Genomic DNA, 22,690 nt, shown 5'->3' with positions numbered 1-22,690 from the left:
CAGGAACTAATAATTAATTTTATTTCTGGGATAATGCCTCAATATACTTTTTAAGGGTATTGATAACCGAATGCGAATTGGAAAGTTGTAAAGCAGATTCAAAATTCTGTATGGCTTTTGAATTGTCGATATGGGTATAAAGGTGGCCCAAGAGTGAATAATAAAAAGGATTATCAACAAGCTTAAGCTTTTCAGCCTCAATAATTGCAGCCTCTTTTCCCCGGACTTTTGCAAAGGCAAAGGTGCGGTTGAGTGCAGCCATAGGGGAGTATTCAATCTGTAAAAGCTGGTTATACAGCTGCAAAATATTTTCCCATTTTTCGTCAGAGTCTTCCTTTTTTGTGTGCCAATAGGCAATTGCTGCTTCCAGGTGAAGTTTAGTTAAAGAATCTCCCGAAGCACTCTGATTTAAAGAATGAATTCCTTTTTCAATCAGATCATAATCCCATAAAGTATCATCCTGCTCTTCATAAAGAATGCTTTCTCCTTTTTCATTGATCCTGGCATTAAATCTTGATGAATGAAAATACATTAAAGATAATAATGCATGAGTAGATGGAGTATTGGTCAAATTATTTTCGAGAAGCAATGAAGTGAGCCTTATGGCTTCCAGGCAAAGGTCTTTTCTGAGAACGGTATTCTGTGAAGTAGAATAATAACCTTCGGAAAATAGCAGATACAGCGTAGTAAGCACTGTTTCCAGCCCTGAATGGATTTGTGAGACCGAGGGCTGCTCGATTTTTATGCCTTCTGCTTTTAATTTTTCCTTTGCCCGTTTGAGTCTCTTATAAACCACTTCTTTGTTCACCAGAAAAGCATCTGCAATTTCCCGGGTTCCGAACCCGCAAAGTAAATTTAAGGCCAATGAAATCTGGGAATCTTTTGATATGGAAGGATTACAGATCGTAAACATCATGGCCAGCTGGCTATCAACAATGTTTTTCCGGGAAAGATCTATTTCAAACTCTTCAGAATCAGATAATGAATGTTTGATTTCAACAGAGATCTTTTGTTGAAATAAGGCATCTCTTTTAAAATAATTTTTGGTTTTGTTTTTAGCGACGGTATAAAGCCAGGCTGTGGGGTTTTCCGGAATCCCGTTGATACTCCATGATTCGGTGGCTGTGAGAAAAGTATCGCTTACAATATCTTCTGCAATTTCAATATGATCGATCCCAAATACGGAACAGAGCACGGAAACAATTTTCCTGTACTCTGTTCTGAATAAATTGGGTATTAATGTCTGCTCCTGCATTACATTATATGGTAAGATTTACTGTACCGGCGGAATAGCCATTCTTACTTCCACACTGGCTCCCCATTGAAGAATAGGACAGCCTTTTGCAATTTCCACGGCTTCATCATAATCATTGGCCCTGATGATAAACATGCCGCCGATAGATTCTTTGATTTCAGCATAAGGTCCGTTGGTCACGGTATCATTTTTTACAACCCTTCCACCCAGGTCCCATCTTTTGGGCGGGGCTACAAGCTTATTTTGGGCTGCAATACTGCCCAGCCAATCCTGAAAAGGCTGAATGGAAGCCTGCATCTGTTCTGGTGACGGGCTTGCGTCCTTATTGATAATATCCCGATGTATAGCGATTAAAAACTCATTCATAATGTTAAAAATTTAAGTAAAATGTATTTTGGTATATAAATTTAATCATTAAAACTTTTGATCAGTCTTTTATCTTTGGTTTTCCGGATTTGAAATCCATTCATCATAGTGGATGGTTCCTAATTTCGCATTGCTATCCGGAATTAAAGTTGAGTCATTCAAAGGGGCTCCGAAATAAGTGGCATCAGGTTTTGAAACCACTTCATCAGGATTTTTCATGATCGTTGTGTATTTTTTTACAAGATCCGATAATTTGATTTTATCAGGGCCACCAATTTCAAGGATTGTATTTTTGGGCTCACCGATTGTAACTTCCGTCATTGCTTTTACCACATCATCTGAAGCAATGGGCTGGATTAAAGCCGGAGAAACCAATATTTTGTTATCTGCGGTACTTGAGTGAACAATTCCGCCTACGAATTCAAAAAACTGTGTGGAATGAACAATAGTGTAAGGGATTCCTGCATTTCTGATAATGTCTTCCTGCACCTGTTTTGCCCTGAAATATCCGCTTTCCTGCAGACGGTCTGTCCCTACAACCGAAAGCGCAATGTGATGATTAATACCTGCTTTTTTCTCTGCAGCCATTAAGTTTTCCCCGGAAGTCCTGAAAAAATTCATAACATCGTCATCCGCAAAGGAAGGGGAATTGGCAACATCTACAACGACATCCACATTTTCCAGTGCTTTATCCAGTCCTTCTCCTGTAAGAGTGTTCACTCCTGAGTTCGGGGAAGCTGCAAGAACTTCATGCCCTAAATTCCTAAGGCTGTTGACAAGTTTACTACCGATAAGGCCGGTACCGCCAATTACTGTGATTTTCATTGTATATAATTTTTGCTGTTATACTTTAATGACAAACAAGTTGTCCGGAATTGGACAATATTTTTTTAAAGATTTTTTGATAAACATCAACAGGATATAATTATTCAATAGGAGCGGGCTTTAGCCCGCTTTCAAAAATATAAAACCATTCAACAGGCTTTAGCCGAAACTTAAAAATCGGAGGGTAATTAAGTCCGGATTATTTTATTTTCTTAAAATTTTATCCATTGGCTTTCCTTTGGCCAGCTCATCAATCAGTTTATCGAGGTAACGGATATTTCTCATCAGCTCATCGGTACGTCCCTTTTTTTCAGCTTTCTGGATATAATGAGGATAAACGCCGGCAAAAGCCATTTTGTAGACTCGGGTATTATTTTGCATGAATTGATGTTTACTTATCGGTTCAACCCAAATTTATAAATTTATCAACAATAAAACCACCTTGAATAACAAGGCGGTTGAGTGGTCAAAAATATTGGTTCATCATTTTGTTTCTTATTCGGCTATCCTTTCTCTGATCTCCAACTGATATCTTATGGGCATTCCCCAACGGTACTTTGAATAAATGTCCTGAAGAATTTTTTTATCATCAGCCTCACTTTCATTATTTTTAAGATAACGGTAGATATCATATGCAGAATGGTATTTAGGAAATATTTCATCTACCGTTTTGAATTTCTCTTTAGCTTCGGAATATTTTTTATCCAAAAGAAGTTCGAAAGCCTGGTTTTCCAATTGTTGTGCAGCTTCATTATCAAAACTGACTATATTATTTGTGAGAAGTGCTTCTTTTGCTTTGGCCTTACTTTTTTCGGCTTCAGCCTGCTCGGTCTCGGTCTTTGCATTTTGTAATTCCACATAAGAAATATCTTTTACTGCTTCTAAAATTTTATTAAACAGAGCCGTTGTTTGGCCGTCAAGTCCGTTATCCCTTAATTTGAGCTCAGTTAATTTGTATAATGCATCTCTCAGGATATTTACGGCTGAGGTTCTTCTCCCGAGTTCTGCAATACTTTTAGTGGTCTGCAGATATAAATCGATATTTGCCTTTCCGATGATGTCTGCTTTTGCTCCCAGTTCAGTGGCAAGTTTTGTTGCAACGTCGGGTGGCGGCTCAGAAATTACGATAACTCTGCCCTCCTTATCAGTAAAAATTAAGCTTCCTCTTCTTGAGGCATCGTAAGATACATGATGGGCCAATGTTTTTCCCTCAATATCTTTTAAATCTGAAATTTTTGACATAGAATTACATCCTGTGAGGAGTAATACAAGCATTGGGATTAATAGAAGTTTTGTTTTCATGTGCTTATGTTTTTAGGCCTACTCTTTAAAAATTACAGTTTTCGGCTACTCTGGTGGTTTTTATTTAAATACCTTATACAAATTTGTTTGTATTCCGGTTTTATGTCAATTACCCGTTTTCGTTATTTTATGGGTATAAAAAAACCGTTCTGGTTTTAGAACGGTCAGGCTAAATGTGATTGTTTATAATAATTTGATCATACAACAACCATCCTGGTTTTATTTTCGAATGATTTTAACTCCTTTTATTCGATTATTTTTTTCGAATAATTATAAACTGATTTATTATACCTTGGGAGATAAGTGGATAAAGACATAAGTGCTAATGACAATGCTTCCTTGTCTTTATTGATCGAAGAAAGAGAGAGGGCCAAAAAAGCATTCACAGCATCGTCCAATTCATCAGAATAATTTTCTTTTTCCTCTCTAAGGATTTCTATACTTTCGTGGATTTTTCCATTATTTCGTAAGGTGCTTGCCAGCTGGATCCTGGCCCTCCTTCTTCTCAACCCGGTTAAACCTAAATGTAGAGCAGACCGGTAAAGAGGTTCTGCTTTTTCTTCAAAACCGGTTGAATCATAAGAACATGCTCTTTCAAAATCGGCAATGGCATTGGGTGAGCCATCGGAAATCTTTTCTGTATGGCATTTTATTTTTTTGATGAAATCATCATCAGAAATTTCTCCTAGCTGATTCCATATTGTTTTTAATTCTTCTTCCCAAAGTTCAAAATCGCTCATTTTCAATTGGTGTTTATCATTTAAATATATTTCAAATTTATTCTATTTATCAGTTTTTACAGAAAAAAAATGATATGAAAACAGAAATATTTAAAGTATTAAGTTATTACGATTGTTTTTTTAAAACTTCAAAGTAATATACTGGTATGATTACTGTATGTTATTTCAAAATCCAACAATATGAAAACGAAAAAAATATGGGCTAATTTCAGTGTAAAAGATGCCGCCCGTACTCATCAGTTCTACATCCAGTTAGGCTTTACTCCCAATAAGCCGAACAATAATCCTCAATTGGCCAGTTTTCTTTTCGGTGATAATAGTTTTGTGATTCATTTTTTTGAAAAAGGTTCTCAAATAGATGAATATTTACCATCCGGACCGGAGAACACGAATGAAGTGATGTTCACCCTTTCTGCAGAAACCAAAGAGGAAGTGCAGGAATGGATTGATAAAGTTAAAGAAGCCGGAGGTAAGATTTTTAACGAAGCCGGGAGAGACGAAACACGTCATTATGGTTTTGTTTTTGCCGATCCTGATGGGCATAAATTTAATATACTATTGATGGAGCAGGGGATGTGAATGAAATATCAGAAGTCTGAAAAGAAAACGGTTATTTCCGGACTGAAATCCATTAATTATTTCTAGCTGTTATTTAGGCCTAGATTTAAAATAAAGATTCTCCGTTTAAATCGGTAGTGAGGATTTCGCTCATATAATCAAAAAACGGACGCATGGCTAATAAGGTCAGAACTGCTTCCTTTTGAAAGTTGTCCGATAAAACTTCCTTATCCGTAAATTTTCGCATTACAACAAATTGTTTCTTTCTGATTAAATCAATGGCAGGATGATCTTTATCAAAACCTCTCGGGGCTGTTTTTACACTATCGCCCTTGATTTCTCCGAAGTATTTTATAAATGTTGGGTCCGAAGTGATCTTGTTGATTTCCGTTGTATTGAGCTCGAATTCTTTACGGATGCGGAGTAAATCTTTAGCATCAGGAGCCCAGAATCCACCGCCAACAAAGCTGTTGCCGGGTTCCAGCTGAATATAATATCCACCTCTCAACATTGGTTTTGAACGGGAATATCCAACCCCGAAATTATTTTTATAAGGAGTAGGGTCCTTAGAAAAACGAACATCCCTGTGAATTCTGAAAATATGGATTCCTTTTAACTGATCGTGTTCCTGAAGTTCGGTATAGATTTTATTGAAAAATATTTTGTTTTCTTTTACCACTGAATCGTATTCCGGTTTGTGCCGGGCAAACCATTCGCGGGTGTTGTTTTTCTGTAGTTGTTTAAGGAATTCAAAGGCTTTCTTCATGGTGCTGTGTAGATGTTAAATGAATTTTGATAATAATTCATCTTCGCTGTCCGGTTTGTCGTAGGCATCTGCTTCCGTTATATGTCCGTCCTGACTGCTAATTCTTGTTAATTGTTTTCCCTGCCTGAAAACAAGTTGAAGTCCGTGTTCCTGCTCCCAATCACATTCACAGACAATTTGGACATATATATCTTTATCTCTTCTGTGTCGTCTTGAAATGTAAATTTCAGTCGGTTGGACAAAATTCCAGATTTTATCATGGTTTTGAATTTCCCATAAAGGTTCATCGTCTTCGTCATATCCTACAGCTTCTAAAAAATCCATACAGTTTTTATAAGCAAACTCAGATATTGAGTTTCTGTCATCAATAGTAAGCCGTAAGAAATTTTCCAAAGCCTGATCAGCTTCTTCAACAAAGGTTGTATCATGTTCAGGTTCAAAATCCATGAATGTTATAGCCAGCTTCTCCTTGTTCATCAATGGAATTTCAATTTCAGCACTTTTCCACCAGTCAGAAAAGCTTTCATCCTGTTTCAAAGATCCGATTGTTTTCGAAATAATTTCTTTGCTCATGTATTTGGTATTAAGTTTAATTTTGCCTTTCTCTGGACTAGAAAATGAGCCTTACAGTTCAAATTTCTCTTCAACATTGGCTAAGATTTCGCAGTCACAATAACCTCCGTTTTCAGCCAGCCAATTTATAACATTTTCAATATTTGTTACTTTATTTTTTCTCAAAAATTCTGCTGTTAATGTATTGGTATCATCACAGTCTACTTCTTCTAATTGATGGTCAAGATAATCAAATAATTTCTCAAATGATTTTCTGTCCATTGGCAGTTTTTTTTCAAATTCTTTCCGTTGCTTTTGTTTCCACTCATCCCGAATTTGTTTTCTGCGTTCTTTTTCGTTCATAAATTTCACTCAATTTTAGATTAATTAAAATGATACGGATAACTTATTTTACTAAAGGTCAGCTTGATAGTGTTGGGTTTTATTGATCCACATTTCCTGTTAAAATTGCTTCTTCTATTGAAATTACAATCTCAGAAACGGGGATGGTAAATATTCCGGCGTTTCCTTTGTCAAATTCTTTTTTCCAATAAGAATATCCATCCATTTCAGTGGAGTCAGGCATTTTACCGTTTTCATTTTTTAGTTTGGTAACACTTTTGTCCAGTGCTTCTTCAGAAATCGGAATATGGCTGAGACTTTTTGCAAAACCTTCAGGGCTGCCAGGATTTTTCATCCTTAATCCGTTAACTGAGATATGAATAACTTTTCCAGTTTTAGGATATTCTTCAATCTTTAAAATTTTAATGGTAGAGTTTTCTTCCGCAGGACGGGTTTTGTACTTCCATTCCTGACCGACACTGTATTCCATATTATTTTTCTTACAACCGAAGAAGAATAAGAATGCTGTTACTATTAAAATATATAGCTTAATCATGAATTAATTGATTTTTAGTTTTAATAAAAAGGCTGGTATAGATTTCCTTTGCTGGCGGGCATCATCGCTCGAGCGAGGGGGTGTTTACGCCAGCGGAGGTTCAAGTTGCCCTGTTTGCCAGTTTTTTTCGGTTGCCTACAAGCAAAGCTGTATTTAACGAATCTAATTTGTGTGTTACATTTAATAAAAACCGCCCTGTAAACAGAATGGTTATATTGTATTTGATTGTATTTCAGTTAATTGGTATTTGCTACCTCTGCGTCTTTATAAATATTCCAGAAATTGTAATCTGTCATTGGAGCATCGGTGATTCCAATGTTTCGTCCCATGGTTACAATCTGCCCCCTGTGATAGGTTCCGTGTAAAACAATATGCTGAATATATTCATATTTTGAAAAATCGCATTGAAACCATTGTGATTCAATTTTTACATTTTTTGTCAAACCTTCTTCGGATAAACTTTCTACATAATTCATAAGTTTTTGAGAATTGTTTCTGATGGCATTGAAAATCTCTTCTTTATCCGTGATAGCTGAGGTGGCGGCAAAGTCGAAATCATTATTTTCTGATATATAACTCCACCAATATTCCTGTGTCTGCCAAATGTGATGTAATGTTTTTAAGATCGTTGGAAAACTTGAAATAACTTCCTGATTGAGCTGCTCATCGGACTTGGTAGAAAGCCAGTCGATATACTTATTGATAACCCAATGGTTGTATTGAACGGTGTGGATGATTAATGTTTTTAGATTCATGAGATTAATATTGTTTAGTAGTTTGTATTTTGTAAAATTAATTAAAGATTATAAATTAATAAATGGCTTTTTTCGAAATAATTGCAACTAAATACAATTTATTTTTAGACTAAAGTTTAACATAAAGCTTATTGAATTTTTACAAAAAAACCGCCCTGCAAAAGCAAAGCGGCTAGTATATTAAATTGTTTCAGCGACACGCTGTTACATCATTCCCGGCATTCCGCCACCCATTGGCATAGCTGGTTCGTCTTTTTTCACTTCAGTGATCACACATTCAGTAGTTAAAAGCATTCCGGAAACAGAAGCTGCATTTTCAAGGGCAACTCTTGTTACTTTGGTAGGGTCAATGATACCTGCTTCAAGCATATGTACATACTCGTCAGTTTTAGCATTGTATCCGAAGTCTCCGTTTCCTTCCGCTACTTTAGCGACGATTACGGAACCTTCACCACCTGCGTTGGCAACGATTTGTCTTAATGGCTCTTCAATCGCTCTTTTTACGATTTTGATCCCTGTGCTTTCATCAGAATTGATTCCTGTAAGGTTTTCTAAAGCAGAGATCGCTCTTACCAAAGCAACACCACCTCCTGCAACGATACCTTCTTCAACAGCGGCTCTTGTAGCGTGAAGCGCATCATCCACTCTGTCTTTTTTCTCTTTCATTTCCACTTCAGAAGCTGCACCTACGTAAAGTACGGCAACCCCACCGGCTAATTTAGCTAGTCTTTCCTGAAGTTTTTCTCTGTCGTAATCAGACGTAGTTGTCTCCATCTGAGCTTTGATCTGGTTTACTCTGCCTTTGATCTTGCTTTCTTCACCACCACCATTTACAACCGTTGTGTTATCTTTATCAATAGTTACTTTCTCAGCAGTTCCCAACATATCTAAAGAGATGTTTTCCATAGTGAAACCCTGTTCTTCAGAAATAACCTGTCCGCCTGTTAAGATCGCGATATCTTCCAGCATTGCTTTTCTTCTGTCTCCGAATCCAGGAGCTTTTACTGCGGCAATTTTAAGAGAACCTCTTAATTTGTTGACCACTAAAGTTGCCAAAGCTTCACCTTCTACTTCTTCAGAAATAATCAATAGAGATTTTCCACCTTGTGCAATCGGCTCAAGAACAGGAAGCAATTCTTTCATTGAAGAAATTTTCTTTTCTACTAAAAGGATGTATGGATTTTCAAGTTCAGCCAACATTTTTTCAGGGTTAGTCACGAAATAAGGCGACTGGTAACCTCTGTCAAACTGCATCCCTTCTACAACATCTACCGTTGTATCGATACCTTTAGCTTCTTCTACCGTAATTACTCCTTCTTTACCTACTTTTCCGAAAGCTTCAGCGATCAAAGCACCGATAGTTTCGTCGTTGTTAGCAGAAACAGAAGCAACCTGCTTCACCATTTCTGTAGAATCTCCAACAGTTTGAGATTGAGTTTTAAGATTTTCAACAACTGCAGTTACCGCTTTGTCGATCCCTCTTTTCAGATCCATTGGGTTAGCACCTGCAGCTACGTTTTTAAGACCTTCTCTTACGATAGCCTGTGCCAAAACAGTAGCGGTAGTAGTACCATCTCCTGCGATATCATTAGTTTTGGAAGCCACTTCTTTTACCATCTGTGCTCCCATATTTTCTACTCTGTCTTCAAGTTCGATTTCTTTTGCTACAGAAACACCGTCTTTAGTAACGTGAGGTGCACCGAAAGATTTCTCGATCACTACGTTTCTTCCTTTTGGTCCTAGAGTTACTTTTACTGCATTAGCCAATGCATCAACTCCTCTTTTTAAAGCGTCTCTTGATTCAATATCGAATTTAATTTCTTTTGCCATAATTTTTTATTGTATTAATGTACTTTGTACAATGTATTAATGAATTATATTCATGAAATCATTTTACATGAATACATTTTACTTTTTACAAATTAACCGATGATTCCTAGTAAATCTCCTTCTTTTACAATTAAGTAATCCTTTCCTTCCAGTTTTAATTCAGCTCCTGAATATTTTCCATAAAGAACTTTGTCACCTACTTTAACAGTGGTAGGCTCATCTTTTTTACCAGGGCCTACTGCTACTACTGTACCTTCTTGTGGTTTTTCTTTTGCTGTGTCCGGAATAATAATACCTGATGCTGTTTTAGTTTCTGCAGCAATTGGTTCTACTAGAACTCTGTCTGCTAGTGGTTTAAAGTTTACTGACATAATATATCTGTTTTTTTTATTGTTTCTGCATTGTAATTCTCTAAATGTGTGCCATCGGTAGCCTGTGGATGAAATGGCAGATTTTTATTTTCGGGTATGAAAATTTGGCAGAAAAATTAAAGCAGAAAGCCGGAAATTTCCGGCTTCTTTTTTTTGTGATAATAGTTAGTTTCTCTGATTAAGGACAATTCTGTCCGGGACCAATCCATAAGATGCATTTTCCCTGGTCGTTGTATTCACAACAAACAACTCTTGCGCCCCCGATAATAGCTTTTTGGACGTCTCTGCTTAATGATTTAGCATTTTTCATAAATTAATATTTTGTTTTTTTGATTTTCCTGAACATTTAATGTCAATCAGGGTTTTTGACAATTTAAATGTAAGCTTTTTATTGGATATATAAGAAGCCGTATGTAGACCGATTGTTGATTTTTGTGTTTTGATAATCAATATTTTATATGTTGTGATCGATATTGACTGTATAAAGCCTGACGAATGTTTATTTAATGGTTTCCATAGTCATTTTTCTTCCGCCGAGGTCTATATCCTGTTTCAGAATCTTTCTTGTTTCAGTATCAATATAATAGGTGACAATGACTGTCTTATCCTTGATATCATCGGTTGTTTTTACAGCCCATACCTTTCTGCCATTATACTCAGTTTTCTGTACATCCTGTATGTAAGCTTTTATAACTCCTTTTTTGGCATCCGGGTTATAATCAAAAATGGATATTTCATCGGTGTAATGTTCCTTTAACGGAGAAAAACGGATCAGCACAGAATAGCTGTTGCTGTCAAAATAATCTGCTGCAGGGATTTCGATATTGTCTTTTTTCTGAGCTTTTTTATCCAGATAATATCCTGTTACTTTATTTTTCTCTGACTTCAGAACCATATCTCTCATTGAATTAAAAGATGAATGGTAGACAGGTTGGAAATTAGCTGTTTTTACAATCGTAGAATCTACCCAGCTGGCATCAGGAGCCTGTTTCATTTTAACGGTAGTTCTAATGAGCAGATCTGTTTTGTTTAATTTTTTGAGGTCTGTAATGATAGTCCCTATTTCTATTTTAGCACCTGCATTTTCAGCATACCAGACTGCTTCAGATGTTTCCTCTTTTATAAGTTTAGGATCAATATTGTTGTGACTGGGAGTAAGCAGCTTTTGTGAAAATAAATGAGTACTGCCTATAAGTAAAAAGACAAGAAATGTTTTCATATATATTTTTACTAATAAGTAGGTTTGATTTTCAAAAAGTTACAAGTTTTTCAAATGTTTTATGGGTTATTTTAAAATGGAAGTTCAGAATAAAAAAGTCACTCCATCGGAGTGACTTTTTTATTCTTCAATCTTATTTATTTTATTTCTTTCCTGCGGCCTGCATAGGGTTTACCTTTCCATTGGCACCACCTCTTACCGCTTCTCCCTGTTTCTGTTTAAATACCTGGAATTTTGAAGCCTGGAAATTGGTTCCGTCATTGCTCCAGAAATTGTTTGAGGTATCAATATCTGCTGTTTCTCTCATCGGATCCAGCTGTACTGATTTTAAATTCTTATTAAAATAATAGGTCTTTGAAACTTTCTGTTCATTTTGTCTCCAGATCTGAGCGGAAGATTTATCATAAAGCTTTGATCCGTCTTCAAAAGTGAACTCAAGAATAATTGGCATCACCAAGCCTCCTTTGTTCACAAAATCAATCTGATAAGCTGTAATATCTTTAAATTTTTCTTTGTCTTTAGCATCCAGTGTGGTAGTGGTTTCAACTCTGTTTAAAATATAGTCTTTATTGTTGTCCACTTTTTCCTGTCCGCGGTCATAACGATAATAGAAATCCTGAAGATCTTTATCCTTATCTACATAGAAGGTAATATTTTTATCTTCCTTATTTTTGATTTTTGAAATATCCTCAAAATCATTTTGTAAAGGTTTGTCAACTTTGTAGGTAATTTCATTGGCTTTCGGAATAGCTTCGAGATCAGGAGTTGCGATAGAAACCTTGTCAATAGCGATGTCTACAGGATCAGTTCCGTAAAACCAGCCTCTCCAGAACCAATCTAAATCTTCACCACTGGCATCCTCCATTGTTCTGAAGAAATCCGCAGGTTCAGGATGTTTGAAAGCCCATCTTTTTGCATATGTTTTATAAGCCTTATCAAAAAGCTCTCTTCCCATAATGGTTTCACGAAGAATATTCAGTCCTGTTGCCGGTTTTGAATAAGCATTCGGTCCAAACTGGATAATGTTTTCAGAATTACTCATAATAGGCTCCAGCTGATCTTTAGGAAGTTTCATATAATCCACGATCGTCCATGCCGGGCCACGTTTCGAAGGGAATTTATTATCCCATTTTTCTTCGGTAAGATATTCTGTAAAGGTATTTAAGCCTTCATCCATCCAGCTCCACTGTCTTTCATCGGAGTTGATAATCATGGGGAAGAAATTATGTCCTACCTCATGAATAATTACGCCTATCATCCCATTTTTGGTTCCTTCAGAATAAGTTCCGTCTTTCTCTGTTCTTCCGAAATTGAAACAGATCATAGGATATTCCATTCCGTTGGCAGCTTCAATGGATTGTGCTACAGGATACGGATACGGAATGGTAAATTCAGAATATGTTTTGATGGTATGGGCAATGGCTTTTGTAGAAAATTTCCTGTATAAACCGTATGCTTCCTTTCCATAGAAGCTCATTGCCATTACTTTATTGTTGTTTTCAGGAATGACCACATTCATTCCGTCCCACACGAATTTTCTGGATGAGGTCCATGCAAAATCCCTCACGTCATTCGCTTCAAAAGTCCATGTTTTTCTTTGCTTTGAATGGTTTTTTTCTGCTTTTTTAGCTTCATCCAGGGTTACAATTTCTACAGGTTCATCAGAATTTTGTGCTTTTCTGTATCTTGCCAGCTGTTCAGAAGATAATACCTGTTCATAATTTTTACATTCCCCGGTTCCGCCAACAATATGGTCTGCCGGAACATTCATCGAAACTTTGAAATTTCCGAATACTAAAGCAAACTCGCCACGTCCTGTGAACTGGTGGTTCTGCCATCCGTGAAAATCACTGTATACGCACATTCTGGGATACCATTGTGTTATTGTATACAGATCGTTCCCATCTTCAGGAAAGTTTTCGTAGCCGCCACGGCCACCCATCTTCATTCTGTTGGGAATATTATAATTCCAGTCTATTTTGAAAACCAGCTTTTCTCCTTTTTTCAGAACTTTTGGTAAATCAATACGCATCATGGTTTTGTTTACCGTGTATCTTAGAGGCGTCCCGGATACATCAGTCACTTTTTCAAGATTTACACCATATCCATTGTCTTTTGCGGGAAGATTGGTAGCTTTTAATTGCTGATCATTTGAAGTTTTTGGAAGTGTGGAAGAAAAAGGAAAGTCTGCATTTTTTACATTCGACTGTTGGTTTTCATCCAGCTGAAGCCAGATGTAATCCAGCTCATCCGGTGAATTATTATAATAGGTAATAGTTTCAGAACCTTTTAAATTTCTTTTATCTTCATCGAGGTAAGCAGAAATATTATAATCGGCCCTGTTTTGCCAGTATCCGTGTCCCGGTGCTCCGGAAGCGGTTCTGTAGATATTTGGAGTAGGAAGTATGGTTCCTAATTGTTCAAATTTATTTCCGTGATTGCTCCCCGGATTATTTTGAATATTTTGGGCCGTTAAGCCTGCAAAAGTGAATACAGAAAGTAATGTAACTTTTAGCTTCATGATCAAAATGGTTAAGAATGTTCAAATATAATGATAAGTAGTTAAAAAATTGAAAATGTTTCAACCTTAAAACGGAATTCTTTCTAATGTCATTTTTAATGATAAAGCAAAAACTCCTGAAGAAACAAATAAGATCCAGTCTTTTTTATTCACTTTAAATAAGTTGAGTGAAATAAAAAGAGCTGTTAATATGGCGAAAACAATTACAATTTGTCCCAGCTCCAATCCGATATTGAAACCCAGAAGAGGAATGGCGATACTCTGGCTCTTCGCGATCATTACTCTGGCGGTATTGGCGAACCCCATCCCGTGAATAAGCCCGAAAATCAAGGCTAAATAATAATTGGCCCGCATCATGGTCTGTTTTTTATTCTTCATCAGAATATTATCCAGTGAAGTAAGAACGATCGTTAACGGAATCAGGAATTCAACCCAATCTGAAGGGACCCTGAAAATATCTAAAATACTCAACGCTAATGTTATGGAATGCCCGATTGTAAAAGCGGTTACAAGAATCAGGATCTTTTTCCAGTCACTGAAAGAATATACTGCGATTAAAGCTAAAACAAAGAGCTGATGATCCAATGCATCTAAAGAAATAATATGTTCCCAGCCAAGGTTTAAATAAAATAAAAAATCCTGCATAATGTAGTAAAATATAAAGCTTACGAAAATAATGATTAATTTCGGAACAAATTTTAAATCTGAGGGCTTATGAAGAATTTATGGCTGTTTTTACTTCCCGTTATTTTTTTGTTTTCTTTTGCCAAAGAAAAGCATCCTTATCACGTAGGCTCCATGGAAATCAACTACAATTCAAAATCAAAAACTTTTGAAATGACAGGCCGCTTTTTTCTCGATGACCTGGAAAACGGATTAACGAAAAAGTATGGTAAGCCTTTTCATTTTAATGACCCAAAGTACAAGGCACAGCTTAATGAAGCTTTGAAACAGTATTGTGCGGAATATTTTAAACTCAAAGCCAATAATGCCTTTTTAAAAGTAGCATATATCGGGTATGAAGAAGACAGCGAGTCGGTAGATATTTTTATGGAATCAGAAACTGTGAATAATCCAAAAAAAATTGAGACTGCCGTAAGTTTTTTATACAATTTGTTTGATGACCAGATCAATATCATTCATATCATCGTCAACGGACAAAGAAAAAGTGAGAAGCTTACCTATCCCAACCGTTATTTTGGCAGCAGTTTTTAGTATACAGTTACCTTAATTAATTTTCAAGCTGCAAGAGTGCATTAATACCTTTTGCATGATTGAGTAAATCAGGAAAAAAATGGTTATAACATTTTTGAAGAACTTCCTTATTCTGGAGGAATAATTCAAATACAGGGAGATCTTTATCCAGGTATTGGGCTTTATTGAGGACGTTTTTTATACTGAATTTAATGCCCCAGTCTTCACGGTAATTATACAACCAGTCATCAGCTTCCATTTTTACCAGCATCTTTTTGAAATTTTCCGGTAGCCATTCCTTGTTTTCATTAAGCACTCTGTACACTTTCAAAGAATGCTCTTTCCATCCCCGAAGTGAATTTAGGGTAAAATCAGTGGCTAGAAAATAATCCATTGAAACATCAACAAAAGCCCCGGCATATAATCTTACGAGAGGAGAAAATACTTTTTTAGCTTCATGAATGGCGGGGTGAGAATCTGTAAAAGTATCAATAGCCCTGTGCAAAGTAATCCCATCCTGAATGTCTTTTGGGAAAGAAAAGCGGTCTTTATTCCGGATAAAATCTTCCAGGAACTGACCTACGATTTGCCCGTCTGTAAATGAAAGAAAGGAGTGTGCTAAGTAATTCATTATTGTGAAAACTTAAAGGTAAGAAATTATTAGGGTTAAGAGTTATAAATTATGAGTTATGTAAGCGCGAAATTTTAAGCCATAAATAATGAAATATGAATTGTGAGCTCAACTTGGTTTCTCTAATCCAACTTCTATTTTTTTACCTGTACCGATATCTCGTACCCTGCATACAACTCTTAACTCATAATTTATAACTCTTAACTCTAAAAAATTCTCTCGTGAAAATCTTCAATCTTACTTACTTCCTCAATTTTAATCCCGAATTTTCTTTTGGGAATTTTATTAAGATTGGAAACGAAAATCTTTTCATATCCCAATTTTTCGGCTTCTGAAATTCGTTGCTCAACCTGGGCTACAGGGCGGATTTCACCGCTAAGGCCGATCTCGCCAGCAAAACAGAAGTGTTCGGAAATCGCAATATCTTCATTAGAAGAAAGGATAGAAGCGACAACAGCAAGATCTAAAGCCGGATCATCGGTTTTAATACCACCTGTAATATTCAGGAAAACGTCTTTTGCTCCAAGCTGAAAACCTGCACGTTTTTCCAATACGGCAAGAAGCATATTTAATCTTTTGGCATCAAAACCGGTGGAGCTTCTTTGAGGTGTCCCATACACTGCAGTGCTTACCAGCGCCTGAATTTCCAGAAGCATCGGGCGGTTTCCTTCCAAAGTTACTGCCACGGAATTTCCGGAAAGTTCCTCGAATTTTTTGGTAATGAGAATTTCAGAAGGATTTTTAATTTCTTTCAATCCCTGGGAAACCATTTCGTAGATTCCGATTTCTGAAGTAGACCCGAAACGGTTTTTGTTGGCTCTCAATAATCTGAAAAGGTGGTTTCTGTCACCATCAAAATTTAATACCACATCTACCATATGTTCCAATACTTTTGGGCCGGCAATCTGTCCGTCTTTTGTAATGTGCCCGACTAAGAAAACCGGAGTGTTGTTTTCTTTGGCATATTTGATAATTTCATTGGAGCATTCCCGGATTTGGGAAACGGTTCCCGGTGAACTTTCAATCAGTTGAGACTGTAAAGTCTGAATAGAATCAATAATGACAAAATCGGGTTCAAGCTTTTTAGCTTCATGAAGAATTTTTTCCAATGAAGTTTCAGTAAAAAGAAAGCAGTTCGGATTTTGAATATCCGTTAACCTGTCAGCTCTCATTTTAATTTGTGAGGCACTTTCTTCACCGGAAACATAGAAAATTTTCTTCTTCATTTTTAAGGCCAGCTGTAAAAGAAGGGTAGATTTTCCGATTCCCGGTTCACCGCCGATCAGTGTGACAGATCCTAAAACAATTCCACCACCCAAAACCCGGTTCAGTTCCTCAGAAGGGGTTTTGATCCGTGGTTCTTCAATCGCTTCAACTTCAACGATATTAATGACATGTTGTTTGGTTTTTGAAGAAGGAAGACTTTTATGAGAAGGTTTTTCTACCACTTCTTCCACCAAAGTATTCCATTGCCCGCAATTTTTACATTGTCCCATCCATTGGGAATACTGAGTTCCGCAGTTTTGACAGAAATATGCTGTTCTAAGTTTTGCCATGATGTAAAATTATAAAAAAACTCAGCATCAAAAAATTTTTATAAGGGGTTAATAAACTAACATAGATCAATGCCGGAACTTTATTTTCCGCATACCTTTGATTATATTTAAAATATATAAAAAATGAAAAAGATATTTTTAACTTTTGTATTCGCGCTTTTGAGCGTTGTAGGTTTTGCACAGACAGCCTGGGCTGTAGATCCGATGCATTCTTCTGTGAATTTTAATATCAAACATATGGGGATCAGCTTTGTACAGGGTAGATTTGATAAATTTGAAGGAAAAGTATCCACTCCCGGAGCAAGCCTGGATAATGCTACTTTCTCTTTTGGAGTGCAGACCAGCTCTGTAAATACGGGTGTTGAAATGAGAGACAAGCATTTGAAAAGTGCAGATTTCTTCGATGCTGAAAAATTCCCTGCAATGACTTTTGAAAGTACTTCTTTAACGAAAGAAAAAAATAATACATATACACTCAAAGGAAAACTGACGATTAAAGATGTAACCAAAGAAATCAGTGTTCCCGTAACTTATGGTGGAATAACAAAAAATCAACAAGGGAAAGAAATAATGGGTTTCCAGACCACATTTAAAGTGAACCGTTTAGATTATAATATTAAATATGATCCAACGGGAGCTGGTGTGGCTAAAGATGTTGATGTTAATTTATATTTTGAATTAATTAAACAATAGTTTATATATATATATTTGGTTTGGGTAAAAGGTTTTCAATGTATGTTGGGAACCTTTTTTTGTGTTATAAAGATAAAATTGCTGAATCTTGAAACTGTAAATTTGTAGTCATTCATAACTAAAATCGCTGCAAGATGAGTGAGCTTGGTGTGTAATAGGCATATGTTTTTTATTTTCCAGGTAGATCTTTGTTGAAATCACCTTTAAAAATTTAATCAGAAAATTTTAACTTATTTTTCGTGTTTATGATTAATTAAAATAATTCAAAATCTAAAAAATTGCTTTGTATTTCTTTTTCCCCTAACTTTGCACAAACCTAATCTAATGAGTAAAAAGAACACTAAATACATCTTTGTGACAGGAGGTGTAACTTCATCTTTGGGAAAAGGAATCGTATCTGCTTCTCTGGGACTATTACTGAAATCACGCGGTTTTAATGTAACGATCCAAAAACTGGACCCTTATATTAACATTGACCCAGGAACACTGAATCCTTATGAACACGGAGAATGCTATGTAACCGAAGATGGTGCGGAGACGGATCTGGATTTAGGTCACTACGAGCGATACTTAGATGCTCCAACTTCCCAGAATAACAATGTTACCACGGGGAAAATTTATCAGACTGTTATTGAAAAAGAAAGAAAAGGAGACTTTTTGGGGAAAACAGTTCAGGTAATTCCTCATATCACCAACGAAATTAAACGCAGAATTAAAATTCTTTCCAAACAGAACTACGATATTATCATTACAGAGATCGGTGGAACTGTAGGAGATATTGAATCTTTGCCCTACATTGAAACTGTACGCCAGCTGAAATGGGAATTGGGTGAAAAGAACTCTATGGTCATCCATCTGACTTTATTACCATATCTGGCTTCAAGTGGGGAATTAAAAACAAAACCATCTCAGCATTCCGTTCGTCAGTTAATGGAAAGCGGAATTATGGCTGATGTTTTGGTTTGCAGAACAGAGCATAAAATTCCGAAAGATCAGAGAGCAAAATTAGCACAGTTCTGTAACGTTCCGTTAGATAATGTTATTGAATGTAAAGATCTGGAAACGATTTATGAAGTTCCGATGTATCTTCAGAAGCAGAATTTTGATGATGTGGTTTTAAAGGAGCTGGATCTTAAAAGTGATAAGCAGGCAGATCTTAAAGACTGGAAAAGTTTCTTAAAGAAATTCCAGAATCCTAAGAAAACAATAGAAATTGCATTAGTAGGAAAATATATCTCTCTTCAGGATTCTTATATTTCCATTGCTGAAGCTTTCAAACATGCAGGGGCAGATGTGGAAACAGAGGTGAAAGTAAGATGGGTATATAGCGGAGATATTACTGAAGACAATATCAAAGAAACTTTAAAAGGAGTAAACGGAATCCTGATTGCTCCGGGCTTCGGAGACAGGGGAATTGAAGGGAAAGTGCTTACGGCGCAATATGCAAGAGAAAATAAAATTCCGATGTTGGGAATCTGCTTAGGAATGCAGATCATGACAATTGAATTTGCAAGAAATGTTCTGGGGTATTCAAAAGCCAATTCTATGGAATTCGATACTTCTACAGAACATCCAGTGATCTCTATCATGGAAGAACAGAAAAATGTAGTAGATAAAGGAGGTACAATGCGTTTGGGTGCATGGAAATGTACTTTAAAAAACAATTCCAGATTATCTGAAATCTATGGCAATAAAAATATTTCAGAAAGACACCGTCACCGTTATGAATTCAATAGCGATTATCTTCAGGAATTTGAAAAGAACGGCTTCCTGGCAACGGGAACAAACCCTGAAACAGGATTGGTTGAGGCTCTTGAAATGCCAGATCATCCGTTCTATGTTGGGGTACAGTATCACCCTGAATATAAAAGTACGGTAGCAACGCCGCATCCGCTATTCAGAGCTTTCATCAAGGCTTGTGAAAAGAAATAAAGTAATTTTTTAATTGCAAACGTCATAAATAAACTCAGACTGATTATTCTCAGCCTGAGTTTATTATATAGTAATATATTATAGCATAGAGTTTTGATAAAAAAACAGTATTTTTGTCGACTCAAAATGTATTACACTTTGTAATACCTATTTAATAGTAAAAATTTTAATTAAGATAAAATGCAACAAAACAACGGACTCGATAAAAGTCAAATGATTAGTTTTGCGGTTTTATGTCTGGTACTCTTCGGTTTTATGTTTTATTTTCAAAACAAACAATCGAAGGAGGAAGAGGTAAAAGCTCAGCAACAAAAGACCGAACAGGTTAAAAATGCGGTAAAACAAACTCAGGCAAGCAATATCAATCCAAATGTAACTCCTAATGCAATTCAGGTTTCCAACTTAGCAAACAGTGAATTGAAACTGGAATTTTCAAGCTTAGGAGGGCAGGTTTCTAAAGTAGAACTTTTAAAATATAAAGCATACGACCACAAAAGTGACAAAGCAGATTTGCCATTATATTTGATCAATAAAAACAATTCCAATTACGGGTTCCAGTTTAAAGATAAAACCGGTAAGGTTATTAATACTAAAGATTTAGTTTTCTCTCCTACAGTAAACGGTAATGCTGTGACATTGACAGCTAATTATAATGGAGCTGTTATTCAGTTTATTTATACACTGCTTGAAAAATACACTTTAGATTTTAAAGTAAGAACTCAGGGGCTTGCTAAAGTAACTTCTGATACCAAAGCAGATTTCATCTGGGATTACAGTGTAAGAAATATGGAAAAGGGTAGAGCTCAGGAGCAGTCTCACTCAGAATTCTCTTATGCATTCAATAATTATAAGGATTATGATTATGACGGAAGAACAACAATGGAGGAGGAAAAAGAAACGCTTAACTGGATTGGGGTAAAGCAGCAGTTCTTTTCTTCTGTAATTGAAGCTAAAACCGGGTTTACCCAAAGTAAAGGAAATCAGGAAGCTATTGAAGAAGGAGAATATCTGAAGAAATTCAACTATGAAGGTTTTGTTCAGATGACGGGTAATGAATTGAACCAGGATTTTACCTGGTATTTTATGCCTCTGGATCTGACGTTATTAAAATCTTATGATAAAAACTTTGATGAAATATTACCGTTAGGCTGGTCATTTATCGGTGGGATGAACCGTTATTTCTTCATGCCGATGTATAATATTATTGCATCCTGGGGACTGACAGCCGGTTGGGTTATTTTCTTAATGACGATTATTGTTAAACTAATCCTGTCGCCGATTATGTATAAGCAGCATAAGCTAAGTGCGATGATGAAAGTAATCCGTCCTGAAATTGATGAAGCCAATGCTAAATTAAAGGATGCAGATCCAATGAAAAAGCAGCAGGCTACTATGGAAATCTACCGGAAAGCAGGAGTGAATCAAATGGCGGGTTGTTTGCCGGCGTTGGTACAGATTCCTATTTTCTATGCATTGTTCCGTTTCTTCCCGAACTTTATTGATTTGAGAGGGCAGGGCTTCTGGTTTGCAAAAGACCTTACGGCTTATGATGATCTGATTAAATTACCGTTTAAAGTTCCTTTCCTGGGAGATCACTTAAGTATCTTTGCTCTTGCATGTACTGTTGTCATTTTAATCTATACCATCATGACATCCGGAAATATCCAGCAGCCACAGCAGGAAGGTATGCCAAACATGAAGGTGCTGATGTATATTTTCCCGGTTACATTCCTATTCTTCCTGAATACCTCAGCTTCCGGGCTTTCATGGTATTATTTTGTATCCAATGCGATTAACATATTAATTATCCTTGTTATTAAATACTGGATTCTGGATGAAAAGAAAATCCATGCCCAAATTCAGGCCAATAAAGAAAAGCCTAAAACAGAAGGTAAATTCCAGAAGAGAATGAGAGAGATGATGGAGAAAGCCCAGGAACAACAAAAAGTGGCTGAGCAGAAAAATAAAAAGAAATAGTATATACCTTATATATAGTAAAAGAGAAGCAAATTATTGCTTCTCTTTTTTATTGGTATAGTAGTATCAATTTGTCTCTCAACTCATCATTTATAACTGCTCAATCATATTTAAGCCTGAACGATTGTCTGTGGTGTTTCGTCGGCCCGAATTTTATTAAGGCTTCCTGGTGCTTTTTGGTGGCATACCCGAAATTTGTATTCCAGCCATACTCCGGAAATTCTTCATGGAGCTCAATCATTAGTCTGTCCCTGTAGTTTTTAGCCAGAATAGAAGCCGCAGCAATAGAAAGAACTTTTGAGTCTCCTTTAATAATACATTCATGAGGTATATAATTATAAGGATGAAACTTGTTTCCATCTACAAGGATGAGTTCCGGCCTTATTTTTAATTGATCCAGCGCCAGATGCATAGCATGAATGCTTGCGTTGAGAATATTATGGGTGTCGATAAATAATGGTGGCAGTTCGGCGATGGCATAGTCTTTAACATTGTCTTTTATATAGTTATCAAGGTCCATCCTTGTTTTAAAAGTTAATTTTTTTGAATCATTAACTAAATTTTGGTTAAAATTATGATCTAAAATGACTGCAGCGGCAACGACAGGACCACATAAGCAGCCTCTACCTACTTCATCACACCCTGCCTCAACATAAAAATTCGACCATTTTTTTATTAAATCCATAAATATATAAGATAACGTGAAATAAAACCATGCAATATTAAATATTTTTAACAAAATATTTGGT

At 36.2% G+C, this 22,690-nt stretch carries 25 protein-coding genes; 5 read left to right on the top strand and 20 right to left on the bottom strand.

Annotated elements, in window-relative coordinates; genetic code table 11:
• Positions 1-19: 19 nt before the first annotated feature.
• The 6 genes from PMI13_RS09630 to PMI13_RS09610 form a co-directional block, all read right to left on the bottom strand.
• A complete protein-coding gene (locus PMI13_RS09630; protein WP_007843137.1) occupies positions 20-1,255 on the bottom strand; it encodes an RNA polymerase sigma factor in 1,236 nt (411 codons plus the stop codon).
• A gap of 18 nt (positions 1,256-1,273) precedes the next feature.
• Complete coding sequence (locus PMI13_RS09625) at positions 1,274-1,621, bottom strand: YciI family protein (RefSeq protein WP_007843135.1); 348 nt, start codon at positions 1,619-1,621, stop codon at positions 1,274-1,276.
• 69 nt (positions 1,622-1,690) lie between these two features.
• Positions 1,691-2,446, bottom strand: coding sequence for an SDR family oxidoreductase (locus PMI13_RS09620; protein WP_007843134.1), 756 nt, complete (start codon positions 2,444-2,446; stop codon positions 1,691-1,693).
• A 204-nt stretch (positions 2,447-2,650) separates the two neighbouring features.
• The gene (locus PMI13_RS20890) at positions 2,651-2,827 is read right to left on the bottom strand and encodes a DUF2200 family protein (protein WP_007843125.1); all 177 of its coding nucleotides are present in this window, start codon (positions 2,825-2,827) and stop codon (positions 2,651-2,653) included.
• Positions 2,828-2,941: 114 nt separating this feature from the next.
• A complete protein-coding gene (locus tag PMI13_RS09615) occupies positions 2,942-3,748 on the bottom strand; it encodes a hypothetical protein (RefSeq protein WP_007843123.1) in 807 nt (268 codons plus the stop codon).
• Between the two features lie 245 nt (positions 3,749-3,993).
• Positions 3,994-4,488 carry a tetratricopeptide repeat protein gene (locus PMI13_RS09610; RefSeq protein ID WP_007843121.1) on the bottom strand — a complete coding sequence of 165 codons (495 nt, stop codon included), beginning with the start codon at positions 4,486-4,488 and terminating at the stop codon, positions 3,994-3,996.
• A gap of 180 nt (positions 4,489-4,668) precedes the next feature.
• Here PMI13_RS09610 and PMI13_RS09605 point away from each other — a divergent pair, with 180 nt between their 5' ends.
• Positions 4,669-5,067 (top strand): VOC family protein, encoded by a 399-nt coding sequence (locus PMI13_RS09605; RefSeq protein ID WP_007843119.1) that lies wholly within the window; start codon positions 4,669-4,671, stop codon positions 5,065-5,067.
• An 85-nt stretch (positions 5,068-5,152) separates the two neighbouring features.
• Here the strand turns inward: PMI13_RS09605 and PMI13_RS09600 are convergent, their stop codons facing one another.
• The 11 genes from PMI13_RS09600 to PMI13_RS09555 all read right to left on the bottom strand — a co-directional run bounded on the left by PMI13_RS09600 (position 5,153) and on the right by PMI13_RS09555 (position 14,603).
• Positions 5,153-5,812, bottom strand: a complete 660-nt coding sequence (locus PMI13_RS09600; RefSeq protein ID WP_007843117.1) for a DUF2461 domain-containing protein — start codon at positions 5,810-5,812, stop codon at positions 5,153-5,155.
• A gap of 15 nt (positions 5,813-5,827) precedes the next feature.
• Complete coding sequence (locus PMI13_RS09595; RefSeq protein WP_007843115.1) at positions 5,828-6,385, bottom strand: DUF6985 domain-containing protein; 558 nt, start codon at positions 6,383-6,385, stop codon at positions 5,828-5,830.
• Between the two features lie 51 nt (positions 6,386-6,436).
• A complete protein-coding gene (locus PMI13_RS09590; protein ID WP_007843112.1) occupies positions 6,437-6,727 on the bottom strand; it encodes a DUF2695 domain-containing protein in 291 nt (96 codons plus the stop codon).
• A 79-nt stretch (positions 6,728-6,806) separates the two neighbouring features.
• Positions 6,807-7,262, bottom strand: a complete 456-nt coding sequence (locus tag PMI13_RS09585; RefSeq protein ID WP_007843111.1) for a hypothetical protein — start codon at positions 7,260-7,262, stop codon at positions 6,807-6,809.
• A 236-nt stretch (positions 7,263-7,498) separates the two neighbouring features.
• Positions 7,499-8,017, bottom strand: coding sequence for a DinB family protein (locus PMI13_RS09580; protein ID WP_007843110.1), 519 nt, complete (start codon positions 8,015-8,017; stop codon positions 7,499-7,501).
• 204 nt (positions 8,018-8,221) lie between these two features.
• A complete protein-coding gene (gene groL, locus PMI13_RS09575) occupies positions 8,222-9,847 on the bottom strand; it encodes a chaperonin GroEL (RefSeq protein WP_007843109.1) in 1,626 nt (541 codons plus the stop codon).
• A 92-nt stretch (positions 9,848-9,939) separates the two neighbouring features.
• The gene (locus PMI13_RS09570; protein WP_007843108.1) at positions 9,940-10,218 is read right to left on the bottom strand and encodes a co-chaperone GroES; all 279 of its coding nucleotides are present in this window, start codon (positions 10,216-10,218) and stop codon (positions 9,940-9,942) included.
• A gap of 178 nt (positions 10,219-10,396) precedes the next feature.
• Entirely contained in the window at positions 10,397-10,528 is a 132-nt protein-coding gene (locus tag PMI13_RS21680; RefSeq protein ID WP_007843107.1) for a hypothetical protein, read from the bottom strand.
• A 189-nt stretch (positions 10,529-10,717) separates the two neighbouring features.
• Complete coding sequence (locus PMI13_RS09565) at positions 10,718-11,437, bottom strand: DUF3108 domain-containing protein (protein ID WP_007843106.1); 720 nt, start codon at positions 11,435-11,437, stop codon at positions 10,718-10,720.
• Between the two features lie 142 nt (positions 11,438-11,579).
• A complete protein-coding gene (locus PMI13_RS09560; RefSeq protein WP_007843105.1) occupies positions 11,580-13,958 on the bottom strand; it encodes a M1 family metallopeptidase in 2,379 nt (792 codons plus the stop codon).
• 66 nt (positions 13,959-14,024) lie between these two features.
• The gene (locus tag PMI13_RS09555) at positions 14,025-14,603 is read right to left on the bottom strand and encodes a HupE/UreJ family protein (protein WP_007843102.1); all 579 of its coding nucleotides are present in this window, start codon (positions 14,601-14,603) and stop codon (positions 14,025-14,027) included.
• Positions 14,604-14,672: 69 nt separating this feature from the next.
• Between PMI13_RS09555 and PMI13_RS09550 the strand changes: the two genes are divergently transcribed.
• The gene (locus PMI13_RS09550) at positions 14,673-15,173 is read left to right on the top strand and encodes a DUF6702 family protein (protein WP_007843100.1); all 501 of its coding nucleotides are present in this window, start codon (positions 14,673-14,675) and stop codon (positions 15,171-15,173) included.
• Positions 15,174-15,189: 16 nt separating this feature from the next.
• Here the strand turns inward: PMI13_RS09550 and PMI13_RS09545 are convergent, their stop codons facing one another.
• Together PMI13_RS09545 and radA are read right to left on the bottom strand one after the other, a co-directional pair.
• Entirely contained in the window at positions 15,190-15,783 is a 594-nt protein-coding gene (locus tag PMI13_RS09545) for an acyl carrier protein phosphodiesterase (protein WP_007843098.1), read from the bottom strand.
• Between the two features lie 206 nt (positions 15,784-15,989).
• The gene (gene radA / locus PMI13_RS09540) at positions 15,990-17,339 is read right to left on the bottom strand and encodes a DNA repair protein RadA (RefSeq protein WP_007843095.1); all 1,350 of its coding nucleotides are present in this window, start codon (positions 17,337-17,339) and stop codon (positions 15,990-15,992) included.
• Between the two features lie 123 nt (positions 17,340-17,462).
• On the opposite strand from radA, the gene PMI13_RS09535 reads away from it, so the two are divergent.
• The 3 genes from PMI13_RS09535 (at position 17,463) to yidC (ending at position 21,941) form a co-directional block, all read left to right on the top strand.
• A complete protein-coding gene (locus PMI13_RS09535; RefSeq protein ID WP_007843093.1) occupies positions 17,463-18,032 on the top strand; it encodes a YceI family protein in 570 nt (189 codons plus the stop codon).
• Positions 18,033-18,356: 324 nt separating this feature from the next.
• Positions 18,357-19,964 carry a CTP synthase gene (locus PMI13_RS09530; protein WP_007843091.1) on the top strand — a complete coding sequence of 536 codons (1,608 nt, stop codon included), beginning with the start codon at positions 18,357-18,359 and terminating at the stop codon, positions 19,962-19,964.
• Between the two features lie 180 nt (positions 19,965-20,144).
• The gene (gene yidC / locus PMI13_RS09525) at positions 20,145-21,941 is read left to right on the top strand and encodes a membrane protein insertase YidC (RefSeq protein WP_007843089.1); all 1,797 of its coding nucleotides are present in this window, start codon (positions 20,145-20,147) and stop codon (positions 21,939-21,941) included.
• Positions 21,942-22,041: 100 nt separating this feature from the next.
• Here yidC and PMI13_RS09520 read toward each other — a convergent pair whose 3' ends face one another.
• A complete protein-coding gene (locus PMI13_RS09520; protein ID WP_034669826.1) occupies positions 22,042-22,626 on the bottom strand; it encodes a ribonuclease HII in 585 nt (194 codons plus the stop codon).
• Positions 22,627-22,690: the final 64 nt, after the last annotated feature.

The organism is Chryseobacterium populi, assembly GCF_000282115.1.
Classification (GTDB): Bacteria; Bacteroidota; Bacteroidia; order Flavobacteriales; family Weeksellaceae; genus Chryseobacterium; species Chryseobacterium populi.
Note: the sequence above shows the minus strand (reverse complement) of the source record. Positions and strands in the feature narration are given on the sequence as shown.